This window comes from Pseudomonas aegrilactucae (assembly GCF_019168305.1).
Classification (GTDB): domain Bacteria; phylum Pseudomonadota; class Gammaproteobacteria; order Pseudomonadales; family Pseudomonadaceae; genus Aquipseudomonas; species Aquipseudomonas aegrilactucae.
The window spans coordinates 22,232-38,348 of the sequence record NZ_JAHTBI010000010.1 but is presented as its reverse complement, the minus strand read 5'-3'; the positions used below and the strand labels follow the sequence as shown (position 1 = coordinate 38,348).

Annotated in this window: 5 protein-coding genes; 1 reads left to right on the top strand and 4 read right to left on the bottom strand. The window is 65.2% G+C overall.

The annotated features are described in order from the left end of the window. Positions 1-6: 6 nt before the first annotated feature. The gene (locus KUO17_RS03395; protein WP_217973615.1) at positions 7-8,673 is read right to left on the bottom strand and encodes a glycoside hydrolase family 94 protein; all 8,667 of its coding nucleotides are present in this window, start codon (positions 8,671-8,673) and stop codon (positions 7-9) included. A gap of 103 nt (positions 8,674-8,776) precedes the next feature. Further along, entirely contained in the window at positions 8,777-9,673 is an 897-nt protein-coding gene (locus KUO17_RS03390) for a LysR substrate-binding domain-containing protein (RefSeq protein ID WP_217973614.1), read from the bottom strand. Between the two features lie 158 nt (positions 9,674-9,831). On the opposite strand from KUO17_RS03390, the gene ydiJ reads away from it, so the two are divergent. Beyond that, the gene (ydiJ, locus tag KUO17_RS03385) at positions 9,832-12,885 is read left to right on the top strand and encodes a D-2-hydroxyglutarate dehydrogenase YdiJ (RefSeq protein ID WP_217973613.1); all 3,054 of its coding nucleotides are present in this window, start codon (positions 9,832-9,834) and stop codon (positions 12,883-12,885) included. Here ydiJ and KUO17_RS03380 read toward each other — a convergent pair. Beyond that, positions 12,880-13,653, bottom strand: a complete 774-nt coding sequence (locus tag KUO17_RS03380) for an HNH endonuclease (protein WP_217973612.1) — start codon at positions 13,651-13,653, stop codon at positions 12,880-12,882. The genes ydiJ and KUO17_RS03380 overlap by 6 nt on opposite strands. After that, positions 13,650-15,983 carry an AAA family ATPase gene (locus tag KUO17_RS03375; protein ID WP_217973611.1) on the bottom strand — a complete coding sequence of 778 codons (2,334 nt, stop codon included), beginning with the start codon at positions 15,981-15,983 and terminating at the stop codon, positions 13,650-13,652. Before KUO17_RS03375 ends, KUO17_RS03380 begins: the two co-directional genes overlap by 4 nt. Positions 15,984-16,117 lie beyond the last annotated feature (134 nt).

The following is a 16,117-nucleotide window of genomic DNA, read 5'->3' as shown; positions in this document are numbered from 1 at the left end:
ACAGGGTCAGGCCCTAGGGTACTCCCCTTTGGTGCACGGCGTGCCGCTGGCGGAGCGGCGCCGACACAGCACGCTGACCTGATGCTCAACGCCATCATCCACCAGCGCCAGCCTCGCGCCTTCGATCACCTGTCCATCCACACTCAGTACCTGCTCCGTGTCCACGCCCTGGCGTACCTCGATGTGATAGAGCGTGCTGGCGTAGCGGTAGTGCAAGGTAAAACCCGACCAGTCAGGCGGCAGCAACGGTTGCAGCAGCACACTGTCGCCCTGGCGTTGCACACCCAGCAACGACTCGACGATCAGCCGGTACATCCAGCCCGCCGCGCCGGTGTACCAGCTCCAGCCGCCGCGACCGGCATGCGGCGCCACGCCGTAGACATCCGCTGCCATCACATACGGCTCGACCTTGTAGGTGTCGATGCGCTCGGCACGGCCCTGGCTCTGCGGGCTGATCATGCGCATCAGCTCCCAGGCCCGGGCACTGTCGCCAAGCCGGGCAAACGCCATGCCCGCCCACACTGCCGCGTGGCTGTACTGGCCGCCATTTTCGCGCACGCCCGGCAGGTAGCCCTTGATGTAGCCAGGGTCCAGCGCACCCTGGTCGAACGGCGGATCCAGCAGCAGCACAATGCCGATATCGCGCCGCACCAGGTAGCGGTCCAGGGCGGCCATCGCACGGCGGCAACGGTCGAGCGGGGCCGCGCCCGACAGCACCGACCAGCTCTGGGCGATGGAGTCGATGCGGCACTCCTGGTTGCTTGCCGAGCCCAATGGCTGGCCACTGTCGAAATACGCGCGCCGGTACCAGGCGCCGTCCCAGCCATGGGCCTGAAGGTTGTCGCGCAACATCGCTGCCTGTTCGCCACAGCGCTGGGCAAAGCGCGCATCACCGTGACGCTGCGCCGTGGCGGCGAACTGGCGCAGCACCTCGTGGGCGAAAAAGCCCAGCCATACGCTTTCGCCCATGCCTTGCTCGCCCACCTTGTTCATGCCGTCGTTCCAGTCGCCGCTGCCCATCAAGGGCAAGCCATGGGCGCCAACCGCAAGGCCGTGCTCCAGCGCCCGCTGGCAATGCTGGTACAGGCTCTCTTGCAGCGGCGAGTGGCCGGGCAAATCGTAGTAGGACTCTTCGCCACTGTTGAGGGCCCGGCCTTCCAGATAGCCGACCACCTCGTCCAGCACCGCCACATCGCCGCTGACCTCGATGTAGCGGCTGGTGGCCAGGGCCAGCCAGAGCATGTCGTCACTGCAGCGGGTACGCACCCCACGCTCCATCGGCGGGTGCCACCAGTGCTGCACGTCGCCCTGCACATATTGATGGCGGGCACACAGCAGCAGGTGGGCGCGGCTGCTGGCGGGATCGGCGTGGACCATCGCCATGCTGTCCTGCAACTGGTCACGAAAGCCGAACGCACCGCCGGACTGGTAATAGCCACTGCGGGCATGGAAGCGGCACGCGATCACCTGGTACATCAGCCAACCGTTGACCAGCACGTCCAGCGCCGGCTCCGGGGTCTGCACGGTGAGGCTGCCGAGGGTGGTGCGCCAGTGCTCCCGGACCCGCGCCAGCTCGACGTTGGCCGCGCGCACGCCACGATATTGCTGCACACGGCGGGTGGCCGACTTGGCATCCTGCTCGGCGCCGAGGCGAAACACCACTTCGCGACGTTCGCCGGGTAGCAGCTCGACACTCACCTGCAACGCACCACAGGGGTCCATGCCACCACCGGTGCGCCCCGACAGCCGCGCCCGGCGCAGCGCCGCCGGGGCGGCCAGGGTACCGTTGCGCCCGAGGAACTCGACCCGGTCGCCGCTCAGGCTGGCCTGCGGCGAATCGCAGTCGACAAACCCCACCCGGCCACAGAACTCGATGGAGTAGGCGTTGCTGGCAAACAGCGCGCCGCTGAACGGGTCGGCCTCGGTGACCACATGCATGGCGGACTTGCTGCGCAGATCGCCCAGCACCCACTCCACATAGCAGGTGGCCGAGAGACGCCGCGTGCGCTCACCGGTATTGCGCAGCACCAGGCGCGAGAACTTGACCGGCGCATCCAGCGCGACATACACCCACAACTCGCTGTGCACGCCGTCCTCCACATGTTCGAAGACGCTGTAGCCAAAACCGTGGCGGGTACGGTAGGTGCCGCTGCCCGGGCACGGCGCCGGGGTGGGCGACCAGACCTGCCCGGTGTCTTCGTCACGCAGGTACAGCACTTCGCCACTGGGGTCGCTGACCGGGTCGTTGTGCCAGGGGCTCAAGCGGTATTCGTGGGCGTTTTCGTACCAGCTGTAGGCCCCCCCGGTTTCCGAGACGATGCTGCCGAACTGGGGGTTGGCCAGCACGTTGACCCACGGCGCCGGGGTCGGCTGGCCAGGGCGATGATTGATGATGTATTCCCGTCCGTCTGCGCTGAAGCCGCCATAGGCGTTACCCAGGGTGGGTGCCATCGGCAGCGGTTCGAGGCTATAGCTGGCACCGGCACGCGGTGCCATGCTCGCAACGCTTGGGGTGAAGGGCGCCAGGGTCGGTTCGATGCGCCGACGGTGCACCTGTTCGGCCAGGCTGCCGTGGCTGTCGCTCAGTATCAGCCGCGCCACCGCGCGCATCAGGGTGCGGTCTTCGCTGGACAACTGCTGCGCCGGGCGCACGAAGATGCCGCCGGGGCGATCGAGCAGGGCGGCTTCGACCCCCGAGGTCACCAGGCCCATGATCTGGTCCTGCAACTGCTGACGGTAGCCGGCCTGGTCTTCGTTCCAGATCACCAGGTCCAGCACCAGGCCTTTCTGGCGCCAGTAGGCGTGGGCCTGCACCATCTGCTGCACCAGCTCGATGTTGGCAGGGTCGGCGATCTGTACCAGCACGATCGGCAAGTCACCGGAAATCGCCTGCCCCCATAGCCCCGACTGGCTGCGCCGGTTGCTCGCCAGCACGCTGCTTTCGGCACGCAAGGCGGGGTTGGCATAGAGGATGGACGCGGCCATCTGCTCGAACAGGCGAGCGTCGGCCATTGACGCATTGAGCTGGCGCAACAGCACCTGGCTGTGGGTCCAGGCCAGGTCGAAGACGCGGTCGGCCAGGTGTCGGTCGCGGTACTTGTCGATCAGCTGCAGGCAGGCCTGGCGGCTGTCGGCCACCCCGCTGACCAGGTCGATGGTGGCGCTCTGGCCGGGGTCCAGGGTGATCCGGCAACGGATCGCCACGATCGGGTCGAGCACTGCCCCAGCGGTGCCTGACAGCTGTTCACAGCCAGCCTCCAGCGCGGCCGGTGCCGCCAGGGTGCGCCCACGGCCGATGAAGCGGGCGCGGTCGGTTTCGTAGGAGATAGGGTCGATGTCCACGCCATGCGCCGCCAACAGGTGGCACATCCACGGCACCGCCTCATCGCTGGCCCGTGGTCGGCGGCTGCACAGGATGGCCTGCAGCGGGCGCACCAGTTCGGTCTGCACGAACAGCTTGCTGAACGCCGGGTGCAGCGCGTCGCTGATGGCCGACGCCAGCACCACTTCGGCGTAGCTGGTCAATTCCAGGGTGCGACGGGTGCGTGCACGGTTGGTCAGGTGCAGGCGGCGCAGCTCGATATCGTCTTCGGGCGACACCACGATCTCGGTGTGACAGTCGAAGTTGAGCTCGCGCACGCGAAACTCGGCGCGGGCATCGGTGAACACCGTCTCCTGGCTGTGTGCGCGGTGCAGGGTGGGCTGGTAGGCCGTGGACCAGAAGCGCCCGCTGGCCACATCGCGCAGGTAGCAGAAGGTACCCAGGCTGTCGCTGGCGATGTCCTCGCGCCAGCGCGTCACGGCCAGGTCGTTGCGACGGCTGTAGCCCCCACCGGCATTGCTGACCATGACGTGGTAACGCCCGTTGGACAGCAGTTGCACCGCCGGGCGGCGACGGTCGGGGTCGGTGAATACACGCAGCTTGGTCTCGTTGCCCTGGCTCGCGTCATCGAGGGTCGGCGCCTGGGCCGCGTGCAGGTACTGGGTAGCGCTTTTGGGCACGCGTTCCTGCAGCAGCAAGGCGCAGGCCTGGAACGCAGGCTCGGCAGCAAAGCGCCGCTGCATGGGTTGCCCCAGCAGCACCGAGGTCAGGGCCAGCAGGCTCATGCCCTGGTGGTGGGCCATGAACGAGCGCACCACCGCCGCCTCTGTGCCGGGCGGCAGGCGCGCCGGAGTGTAGTCCACCGCCTCGTACAGGCCGAAGCGCCCGGCCAGCCCCTGGCGCGCCAGGCGGCGCAAATTGTGGCAGGCGGCGGTGGGCGCGACCATCAGCGCCAGGACCGTGGCGTACGGCGCGACCACGTTGTCGTCACCCAGGCCGCGCTTGAGGCCAAGGCCCGGCACGCCGAAGGCGCGGTACTGGTAATTGAAATGCGCGTCGAAGGTGTTGTAGCCCGACTCCGAGACCCCCCAGGGGGTGCCGAGCAGGCTGGCATGCTCGATCTGACGGGCGACGGCGGCCTGGCAGGTCTGGTCGAGCAGGGTGCCCGGGTAGCTGGGCATCACCAGCATCGGCATCAGGTACTCGAACATCGAGCCAGACCAGGACAGCAGCACCGGTACCCCGGCATTGCTGGTGAGCAGGCGCCCCAGCGCGAACCAGCTTTCCTGCGGCACCTGGCCCTGGGCGATGACGACGAAACTGGTCAGGCGCACCTCGGAGGCCAGCAGGTCGTAGAAGGCGCTGTCCAGCCGGCGCTCATCGGCGTTGTAGCCGATCACGAACAGCTCGCGGTGGGCATCGTAGAGAAAGCCGAAGTCCATGTCCGCCAGGGCCTCGGCACGCTCGGCAAGCTGCGCGGCCTGCTGCATGCGCTGGCGCGCCAGTGCCTTGACCTGCAGCACCTGCGGGCGATCGGCCCCGGGCCATTGTTCGGCGTCAAGGCCCGCCAGGTCGCGCCAGCAACGGGCGGGGGCCGCCAAGGTCGGGTCGCTGAGGGTGGGCAGCATGAAACGCTGAAGTTCGTCACGCTGTTCGGTGCACTGCCTGTGCAGGCTGTCGAACCAGAAGCGCGCCTCTGAACTCTGCGCGCCGGCGGGTGCGGGCAATTCAAGGGCGGCTTGCAGCAATTCGAGCAGGCGGGCGGAACTGATTGACGCCGGGTCGGCCAGGCCATCCGCCTGGCTGGCACGTATGCGACGGCATAGCGCCTGGACGTCGGTGTCTGGCAGGCCTGCGCTGCCCAGTGCGTCGCGCAACACGTCAAGGGTATCGAGCAAACCGTGGATCAGGCGCACATCGTTCAGCGCTGTGTCGGCCAGGCCCAGCAGGCCGGGCTTGAGGGTCAGCAGCAGGCCCGCGAGGTTGCCGCTGTCCACCGTCGAGACGTACAGCGGGGGCAAGGGCTTGAGCGTGAGGGTGTCGTACCAGTTGTAGAAGTGACGCTGATGACGCTCCAGGCCCGCCATGCTGTCGAGCATCTGTTGCAGCCGCTCGAGCATGCGTGCAGCACCCAGGTAGCCAAAGTCGTGCGCGGCCAGGTGGGCCAGCAGCGCCATGCCCATGTTGGTGGGCGAGGTGCGGTGGGCGACGCTGGCCAGCGGCAGTTCCTGCACGTTGTCGGGGGGCAGCCAGTTATCGGCGGGGCCCACATGCTGGTCGAAGAACGCCCAGGTCTGGCGCGCCAGGTTACGCAAAAAACGCAGGTCTTCGGCGCTGGGGTCGAAACGCGCACGCGCCGAGGGTCGGCTGATCCACCAGGCCAGCGCCGGGCCAGCCAGCCAAAGCAGCAGCAACGGCGCAGCCAGCGCCAGGGTGCCAGGGCCGGGCAGCAGGCAGAGCCCCACGCCGAGCGCCAGTGCCGGCGCACTCCACATCGTGCGGTACAGGCTGCCCAGATGATTGACGCTGCTGCGCTCGACCTCGCGTGACGGGCTCCACTGCAGCAGCCGGCGCTTGCTGACCAGCATGCGCCATAGCGTGCGCAGGATCGCATCCATGCTGTAGTACGCCTCGAACGGCAGCCAGGCGAGGCTCAAGCCGGCACGGGCGAAGTGCAGGGCACCGCCGCGCAGGGCGCTCGACAAGTGTTGGGTAACCGGCACATCGAGCGGTTTTCGCAGCATTTCCAGCAGGGTGCAGAGGATCGCATGGGTGGAAATCAACCCCAGCGCCGCCAGGGTCCACAGCCCCGGCCTGCCGGAGGCCAGCCAGCCCCACAGCAGCATGCCCAGCAGCGCGCCGGGCTCCAGGCTGCGGCGCAGGTTGTCGAACAGCTTCCAGCGGGCCAGCGCAGCCAGCCGATTGCGCGTATAGCCGCCAGTGGCGGTCGGCGCCCAGGGCAGCACCCACGGCAGCAGTTGCCAGTCGCCGCGTATCCAGCGATGCCGGCGCTTCACGTCGGCGCCGTAGCGGGCCGGGTATTGCTCGAACACCTGCACGTCACTGAGCAGCCCGCAGCGGGCATAGCAGCCTTCGATCAGGTCATGGCTGAGGATACGGTTGTCCGGCAGGCGGCCTTGCAGCGCCTGCTCGAAGGCATCCACGGCATAGATGCCCTTGCCGATGAACGAGCCTTGCTCGAACAGGTCCTGGTACACGTCCGACACCGCACGGGTATAGGGATCGACGCCTGCATCGCTGCCGAACAGCCGCGCATACATCGAGCGCGCCGCACTCGGCAGGCTGATGCCGACCCGCGGTTGCAGGATGGCATAGCCGCTGTCGGCCTGGCCGGGCTGTGCAGTGGGCTGGGCACGGTTGAGCGGGTGCTCCATGGCACCGACGAACTGGCGGGCGGCGTTGCGCGGCAGTTGCGTGTCGGTGTCCAGGGTGATGACGTAGCGCACGCCGCTGAGTGCCTCGACATCGCCCACCAGCAGCGTGAAGCGTTCATGGCCATGCCCGCGCAACAGCGCATTGAGCTCGGCGAGCTTGCCGCGCTTGCGCTCGAACCCCATCCACACCTGTTCGGCGGGGTTCCAGCGACGCGGGCGGTGCAGCAATGCAAAGCGGGCGGCCTGCGGGTACTTCTGGTTGAGGCCGTCGATCAGGTGACCGGCCAGGGCCAGCAAAGCGGCGTCGGCGGGCAGTGTTTCGCTGGCGGCGTCCAGGAAGTCGGTGAGCAGGGCGAAGTGCAGGTGATCGTCGCGGTTGGCCAGAAAGCGCACCTCCAGGCCCTCCACCAGTTCCTCGATGTCCGCGGCATTGGCCATCAAGGTGGGAATCACCACCAGCGTGCGCGCCTGTGCCGGCAGGCCCTCGCTGAAATCAAGGCGTGGCAGCAGGCGCGGTGTGATGCTCAAGGTGACCAGCCAGTTGATCAGGTCGATGGCCAGGCGACTGGTCATCACCAGGGTCGGTACCGCCAGGCCCAGCACAACAGCCAGCGGCCAGCCATCGCGCAGCGTGATGTACAGCAGGGGCAGGCTGAACAGCAACGTCAACAAGCCCACCGGGGCCAGGAAAAAGGCCAGCGGCGCGCGGTGCAGCAGGCGCTGCCAGCGCTCGGCGAACGGTACGCCGGCCTGGATGCGGTGCTCCAGTTGCACCCGCCCTGCGCCGACCAGGTAATACCCCACATGCGCTGCTGCGCAGGCGTCGCACGGGGTGGACGCAGAGGCACCAGCCAGTTCGACGGCGGCCTGGGCAATGGCATCCTGCGGCTGTGCACTGTGCCGCGCCAGGCGCTCAATCACATGCCGGTAATGGTCGCGGCTGGCAAAGTCCATCGCCGGGTAGACGCCCGCCGGGTCACTGCGCAGCAGGCGTTCGACGTGGCTCATGTGCTCGACGAACTCGCGCCAGTCACTGGTGGCAAGCAGCCGCAGGCTGGCAATGCTGTTGCTCACCGACACCTGATCGGCCGCCTGTTGCTGGGCATCAAGCTGTACCTGGCGCTCGATGCTCAAGCCGGCTTCGGCGAGCATCTGTTCAACCCAGGTCAACGGTTGTATCAGTGCGGCGCTTTGCCCGTGCAGCCGGCGCGCCAGTTCGGCGACGAAGGCGGGGGTCATCGGGGGTTGTGAGCGTGCCATGTCGGCCAGGACCAGCACCACGCTCTTGGCGTCGCGCTCGGCGGTTTCGCGCAGGCGGTCGGCCCAGTCGTTGGCCAGGTCGCGGTCGGCCCAGCTGGCCATCACGCGTGACGCCACGCGGCGCAGGTTTTCGATCAGCGCCAGGCGCAGCATGATGGGGATCGCCCAGAGTTCACCCAGGGTCAGCGAGGTGACGCGCTGGTAGGCGTCGACGAAGCGGCCGAGGCTTTCGACATCGACCCGCCCATCGCCATGGGCAATGGTTTCCAACGCGATGTCATAGACCCGCGGCAGGCCGCTTGAAGCCCCACTGGCCAGGCGCGGCAGTTCACGGCTGTAGCCTTTGGGCAGGTGCGACTTGGCGATGCGGATGTGTTCTTCGACCAGGTAGTAGTTGTCCAGCAGCCACTCGGCGGCCGGCGTTACCCGCCGTGTGGTGCGCTGGGCGCTGACCAGCACCACGCAGCTGTGGGCCAGGGTCTGTTCGTTGTCGGCAAGCCGTGCCAGCAAGGCGTCGTTGCCATGGCGCGGGCTGAGGGTGTGGTGCTGGGCGAGGCAGGTGCCGTGGCCGGCCATCTGTTCGGCGCTGAACAGCTCGGAACGCAGGATGGCTTCGTATTCGAACTTGCGGGGTGCATCGCGCCACGGGCGCAGGTTACGCAGGGTTGCGCAGGCACGGCTCCAGTAATTATCCATAACGGCCTGTCGGTGCTCACGTCGCGGGGTCTGGCCCCCAGTGTGGCGGCGCCGGGCGCAGGCGTCTGTTCGCTAGCGTACACAGTACAGGCGCCAGCAACACTCAACTGTCCGGAAACTCCACCGACAGCAACCACTGGGTGAACGCCTGCAAGGCCGGCAAGTGCTGGTAACGCGTGGGGTAGGTAAGGTAATAGCCGCGCCCGCTGTCCACCGGGTCGAACAACGCCACCAACTCGCCACTCAGGATTTCGTCCTGTACCAGAATGCGCGGCACCAACCCGATGCCGATGCCCGCTACCGCTGCCTGGATCAGGTGCGCGGTCAGCTCGAACCCCGGGCCCATGCGCATCGCCCGATGTTGCAGGGCGTTCTGCTCGAACCAGTCCGCCCAGGCGTGGGGCCGCGACACCACGCTGAGCAATGACTGCTGCGACACATCGCCAGGCACCAGGCCGGCATAGCCGGGCAGGGCAGAAGGGCTGGCAACCACGGTGAGTTTTTCGGACAGCAACCGATGCGCGACATGCCCCGGCCAGTGGCCGGTGCCGACGCTGATGGACGCGTGCATCTGGTCCTTGTCCTGATCAGCCGGCGCAATGCGCGAATGAATGTGCACCAGTACGCCAGGGTGGTGGCGGTAGAAATCCTGCATGCGCGGCAGTAGCCATTTGGAACCGAAGGTGGGCAGCACCGCCAGGTGCAACGGCCCGTCGCCGGCCTTGTGGGCGATGGTCTGCAAGGTGGCATTGCGTATGCGCGCCAAGGCGGCGGCGAGCTCGTGATGGTACAAGGCCCCGGCCGCTGTCAGCTCGATGTGCCGCCCTTCGCGGCGGAACAATGCTACCTCCAGCTGGGCTTCCAGCGCCTGCACCTGACGGCTGACCGCGCTCTGGGTCAACGCCAGCTCTTCGGCGGCCTTGGTGAAGCTGCCGTGGCGGGCCGAGGCCTCAAATGCGATCAGCACCGACATGGAGGGGGTGAGCCGTCTTGGATTCATTCATAAAACTCATGCAAAAGTCACACGAAATACGGTTGCTGCTCAGCTGCGCAAGCGGGAACATAGCGTCCATAAAGAATGCGGCAGACCTTGCCTGGCTGCCAAGCATACGTGTTTTGAATGTGACCTAGCGTCATTTATCGCCCAGGACCCTTGCCATGATCGCCTTGCTTGCCCCCGACCGTGAACCCGCCAGCCACTACCAACGCTTCCTGGATGCACTGCAAAGCGAGGGCTTTCGCGGGGAAGTCGCACGCGACCTGGGCCTGCGCACCGTGCTGGCCACCGACAACTCCATCTACCAGCGCCTGCCCCAGGCGGCAGTGTTCCCGCGCGATGCCGCGGATGTGGAATTGCTGGCGCGCCTGATTGCGCTGCCGCTGCACCGCTCGGTGGTGCTGACACCCCGTGGGGGCGGCACCGGCACCAATGGCCAGTCGCTGACCGACGGCATCATCGTCGACCTGTCGCGGCACATGAACAACATCCTGGAAATCAACGTGGAGCAGCGCTGGGTGCGCGTTCAGAGCGGTGTGGTCAAGGACCAGCTCAATGCCGCGCTCAAGCCCCACGGCCTGTTCTTCGCGCCGGAGCTGTCCACCTCCAACCGCGCCACCGTGGGTGGCATGATCAATACCGATGCCAGCGGGCAGGGCAGTTGCACCTACGGCAAGACCCGCGACCACGTGCTGGAGCTGAGCACTGTGCTGCTGGGCGGCAGCCGCCTGGACACCGCCCCGATCGATGCGCGGCAGTTGCAGGCACAGGCCGCCCGTACGGACAAGATCGGCGAGGTGTACCGTACCGCGCAGGGCATTGCCGATGACAAGGCGGCATTGATCGAGGCGATCTTCCCCAAGCTCAACCGCTGCCTGACCGGCTACGACCTGGCGCACCTGCGCGAAACGCCCGAACGCTTCAACCTCAACAGCGTGCTGTGCGGCTCGGAAGGCTCGCTGGGTTTTATCGTCGAAGCCAAGCTGAACGTGCTGCCCATCCCCAAGCATTCGATCCTGGTCAACGTGCAGTACGCCGCGTTCATGGATGCGCTGCGCGATGCCAAGGCATTGATGGCGCACAGCCCGCTGTCGATCGAGACCGTGGACTCCAAGGTGCTGATGCTGGCAATGAAGGACATCGTCTGGCACGGCGTGGCGCAGTATTTCCCCGCGCACCCGGACACCCCGACACTGGGCATCAACCTGATCGAGTTCAGCGGCGATGACCTGGACGCGCTGGAACTGACGGTGGACGCGTTCATCCAGCACTTGCAGCAGGACACCTCGGTGGTGCGCCTGGGGCACACGCTGGCGATCGGCGCACAGGCGGTGAACCAGGTCTACACCATGCGCAAGCGCTCGGTCGGCCTGCTGGGCAATGTGCAGGGCGAGGCGCGCCCGCAGCCCTTTGTGGAAGACACCGCCGTGCCGCCCGAGAACCTCGCCGACTACATCTTCGAATTCCGCGCCTTGCTCGACAGCCACGGCCTGCAATACGGCATGTTCGGCCACGTCGACGCCGGCGTGTTGCACGTGCGCCCGATCCTGGACATGAAAGACCCGGCCCAGGCGGCGCTGATCCGTCCCATTTCGGACGCAGTCGCAGCGCTGACCCACAAGTACGGCGGCCTGCTGTGGGGGGAACACGGCAAGGGCCTGCGCTCGCAGTACGTGCCGGACTTTTTCGGCGAACTGTACCCAGCGCTGCAGGACCTGAAGGCCGCGTTCGATCCGTTCAACCAGCTCAACCCGGGCAAGATCGCCACCCCCGCGACGGTGCCCTCGGCGCGTCTTACCGAAGTGGACGCGGTTACCCTGCGTGGTGACCTGGACCGCACCATCGACGAGCGGGTATGGCAACACTACGAGAGCGCCGTGCACTGCAACGGCAACGGCGCCTGCTACAACTTCGACCCGAACGACGCCATGTGCCCGTCGTGGAAGGCCACCCGCAACCGCATTCACTCGCCCAAGGGCCGCGCCTCGCTGATTCGTGAGTGGCTGCGTCGCCAGGGCGAGGCGGGCGTGGATGTGCTCAACCTGGCCAGTGCAGGCAAGGTGACGGGGGTGGCGCGGCGTACCCTGAACTCCCTGAGTCGCCTGGTGGGGCGCAAGGATTTCTCCCACGAGGTGTACGAGGCCATGTCGGGTTGCCTGGCGTGCAAGTCGTGCGCCGGCCAGTGCCCGATCAAGGTCAACGTGCCGGAGTTCCGTTCGCGCTTCCTGGAGCTGTACCACAGTCGTTACCTTCGCCCGATGAAGGACTACCTGATCGGCTCGCTGGAGTTCAGCATTCCGTACCTGGCGCGCATGCCACGCCTGTACAACGCGATCATGGCCGCCACCCCGGTGCGTTATGCGCTGCAGCATATGGCGGGCATGGTCGACAGCCCGTTGCTCAGCACGCTGGACTTCGAAGCCGAATGCAAGCGCTGGAGCGTCAGGGTTGCGAGCGTGGGCGAACTGTCGGCGCTGTCGGACGAGCAACGCAAGCGCAGCGTGATTCTGGTACAGGACGCGTTCACCCGGTTCTTCGAAACGCCACTGGCGGCGCAATGGCTGGAGCTGATCAGCCGCCTGGGTTACCAGGTGTATCTGGCGCCTTTTGCCCCCAACGGCAAGCCGCTGCAGGTCCAGGGCTTCCTGGGCGCGTTCGCCAAGGCGGCGCAATTCAATGCCAAGTCGCTGCTGCTGTTGCAGGCCAGCGGCATTCCCCTGGTGGGGCTGGACCCGGCCATGACGCTGGTATATCGCCAGGAGTACCGCAAGACCCTGGGCAATGATCACGCGCCCACCGTGGCATTGCCGCAGGAGTGGCTGGCCTCGGTACTGCCCAAGGCCGAGGGGGAGGCCGCCCAGGAGGTCTATCAGTTCCTGCCGCACTGCACCGAGAAGACCAACGAGCCGGCGGCGATCGGCTTGTGGCAACAGGTGTTCGAACGCATGGGTCTCAAGCTGCACGTGCTGCCCAGCGGCTGCTGCGGGATGTCGGGCACCTACGGTCACGAAACCCGTAATGTCGCGACCTCCAACATCATCTACCAGCAGTCCTGGCAGCCGATCGTAGCCAAACATGGCCAGGGCGGGCGCTTGCTCGCCGACGGCTACTCATGCCGCAGCCAGGTCAAGCGCCAGGAGGGGCAGGGCATTCAGCATCCGCTTCAGGTGCTGCTGACGAAGGTGAGCGCAGCCCCTGCCAGTCCCACGCTATAGCATCTGAGTGCGAGCACCGTCGTTGAGGCGGTCAATGATCGCCGTATCGAGCTCTGCCCGGAACGCATCGAGTTCCGGGCGCTGCAAAACCTCGCCTGGCCCCTGGAAGGCCTCCAGCGTAGCAAACAGGCCAGCCAAGGCGGGGGTGCTGCGGCACAGGGTTTCCTTGCCTGCGACCTTGTACAGCAGCTCGGTGCACAGGTGTTTGCCCTGCTCGGTTATGCCGCTGAACGCAGTGAAACACGCGTGATTGGTCTCAATTCTGAAAAACCGAACATGCTCATCGAAGTGATGGTACCTGGGGTGGAAGAAATCCAACGCCTGGGCAGGCTGCAGGTAATCCAGCCGGGTTTGTGCATGGCTGCCCCATACCGCTGTCTTCTTTAGCTGGTTGCAGTCGTAACAGGCCAGCGCCAGGTTCCAGAACTGCACAGTGAACTGGGGGTATGCACTACGCGGCAGCACGTGTTCTATCGGGCAGGCGTGTGCGATATGCATCAACCAACGCTGGCAGTAGCAACAGCGATGGCCTTGCTCGGTCAACAGGTAGCGTCTCAGGGCCTTCTTGATCAGTACGCCGGTCAGGGTCCCGTCCTGGTGGTCGCTCAATTGCTGCCATACCGTGCGATCGCCGGCACGTGCCACACGCCCCAAGTGGATCAGCAGTCGCAACGCATCCTTGCGGCGGCTCCTGGGCTCATAGGCACCCTCAAGGTAGCGACGATACGCGCGCTTCATGGTCAGGCGGTCGGGAAGGCGGTAGGTCATGCGTGGCCAGGCTCGTTTGCAAGTGCAAATACCTCTCGGATGGCACGCCTGGCCTGCTTCACAAGGTTGAGGTCTTGCTTGAAACGACCATTGTCGTGCTGGAGGCTGTGCAGCATGATCTGCTCCAGTTCGCCCAGTGTACTGAGCATGCTGACGCTTTGATCATTACCCTGATTGCTCGCCCGAATCGCTTGCGACACAAGGGCGGCACACCGCTCATGCACCTCGCGGTTGTGCGGTGTGTAGGTTTGGAACCCTTCCATCAGCAGTGTCTCCACAGAGCGTCGCTGCTCGGCTGGGATAGGCTCCAGTGCGCCACCCTTGGCAAGGAAGCAATGGCTGTGGTCGCCTTGCGCATTGGCGACAAGGGTAGGGGAGTGGGTTGCCACCACAAAGCTGCAACCCACTTTTTCGCCCGTCCAGGCCAGTAGCGAGGGCAGCGCTTGCTGCCACCTGACGTGCAGGCTGATTTCCGGCTCGTCGATCAACACCACCTGACCACGTTCTGCCGTGGCCGCGATGCGGGCGAACAAGGCAATGATCTGTTGCTCGCCCGAACTCAGCTGGCTGAATCGCACGATGTGGCGGGTATCGGCCGAGGCATCCTCACGCAGCAGGCTGAATTCCCAGTGACTATCTTTTGCGGCCAGCAACGTTGTGTTGTGCAGGGCGTCGTCGGTCAATGCAACCTGGCCGGCAGAGTCCCCCATGTGCATGAGCAATTCGTCCGGCACGCCAAATGGCAACAGGTACTGCCTGCGTTTGAAATCCAGCCCCTGCAATGCGTGCATGAACAAAGGCAAGCGATGTTCGTCACAGTAGATCTTGAGCAGTTGCTTGTTCAGTCGCGCTGCCGACTGTCGTGGTGACACCTTCTGATCACCCGTGCGGTTGCCTTCGTAGCGAAAACGAGTGCGCGTGCGCGGTTTGCCAACGGGGAAGCGATCCGCCTGACCGAATGCGATACCGACTGAGTTGATCTTGCATTCGTCTAGCTGTTCGATCAGGGCATTGAGCATCAGGCTTTTGCCTGCGCCATTGTCCCCAATCACATAGATGCAGCGTGGCGTATCCGACGCGTTCAGCAGCAGGTCATGCAATGGTCGGGTGTCGAGCAGAGACAAGCCCGACAGTGTGGCAATGGTGTCCATGTGCCGCGCCGCTGTCAGCGGTTCACTCAGAGCATCTGCAATCGGCACGGCCTTGCACAGGCCTTCCACGTTCTTGTAGGCCTTGCCGAAGCGTTGGGCGAACAAGTGCCTGAAAGCGCCTGATGTCACCTTGGCGTGGCACTCGCGGGTGATGTGATGGGCACGGCTCCACAAATCTATGATTGCCGCCGCCAGCCACATGGCCTGGGCTGCCGGCGTATCCGGCGCAAGCGTCTGCAGCAGGCAGGCATCGATACACAGCACCTGGCCAGAACTGGCATGATCGCGATTCAACAGGCAGGCGGTCAGCCGTATCGGCTTGCCGTGCTGGTCGAAACTGGTGAAATCGATCAATGCTTCCAGCCACTCGCCGTCAATCACCCTTTCCCTCAATGCACTGGGGATAGTCGGGGTATGCCCCAGAACAACCAGTACGCGTTGGTTGACGGGGCTGCGTCGCAGCACCTCCTGCAACGTCTCCACCGCTTTGCCCGGCGTGAACATCCCCGGCAACTGGGTATCGATCAGTGCCAGCCCCCCATCCCACAGATCCTTGAAATCCTCCACATGCTTGAGCTCTACGTCATACAGGTACAGCCTGAGCGTGACCAGGTCCTGATGGGGCAGTGTGAATGCGTCAAGCAGACAGGGCAGCTCTCCCTGCGGCATCGACTGGTCCAGCACGAAGGCTTGACCACTGTAGGCATGGATGTCGACCAGTTCGCCGGTGCGGTGCAGCCCGTTGGCCAGGGCCGCTACACTCGCTGAATGACGCGCATTACCCTTGTACAGTCGGGCCAGCGCATGGAAAAACAGCGCATCGAACAGATATAGCCTGTCAGCTTCCTTACAAGGCTTGAACGCGTGTGCCAGCAACGCTTGCAACTGCCCGAAACCAGTACCTTTGAGCGACGACTGCGTCACGCCGGTTTTCGGCATGGCACAGTGCGCCATCAGGAAACTGATGATCTCGATAATGTTGGGGGTATCGGTGTAGGCGTCACTATTGAGCCAGGCCTCGATACGATGGTTGGCTTGCGTCAGGTCAACGCAGTGTGCGGCTGCGGTATAGAGCACAAGGCGTTGAAAATCGATATCCGCCAGCCGTTTGAACAAAGTGCGCAAACCGTTGACCGCCTCGATCAGTGCGCTGGCCTCGAGGTCGCGTTCGTCAAGCATGAGCAATCCGTTGAGCTGTTGAAAAGGTAGCGTGAAAGAATAGGCAATTCACTGCTTTTTGCCCAGCACAGGGAGGTAAGGGTGTTCAGTCAAAATCGATTCAGCCTGATGGCGATGATGTTCCAAGCCAGATT

Excerpts from the sequence above, each read along its gene's own strand:
- KUO17_RS03395 (WP_217973615.1), bottom strand. The coding sequence starts at position 8,673 with ATGGATAATTACTGGAGCCGTGCCTGCGCAACCCTGCGTAACCTGCGC.
- KUO17_RS03390 (WP_217973614.1), bottom strand. The coding sequence starts at position 9,673 with ATGAATCCAAGACGGCTCACCCCCTCCATGTCGGTGCTGATCGCATTT.
- ydiJ (WP_217973613.1), top strand. The coding sequence starts at position 9,832 with ATGATCGCCTTGCTTGCCCCCGACCGTGAACCCGCCAGCCACTACCAA.
- KUO17_RS03380 (WP_217973612.1), bottom strand. The coding sequence starts at position 13,653 with ATGACCTACCGCCTTCCCGACCGCCTGACCATGAAGCGCGCGTATCGT.
- KUO17_RS03375 (WP_217973611.1), bottom strand. The coding sequence starts at position 15,983 with ATGCTTGACGAACGCGACCTCGAGGCCAGCGCACTGATCGAGGCGGTC.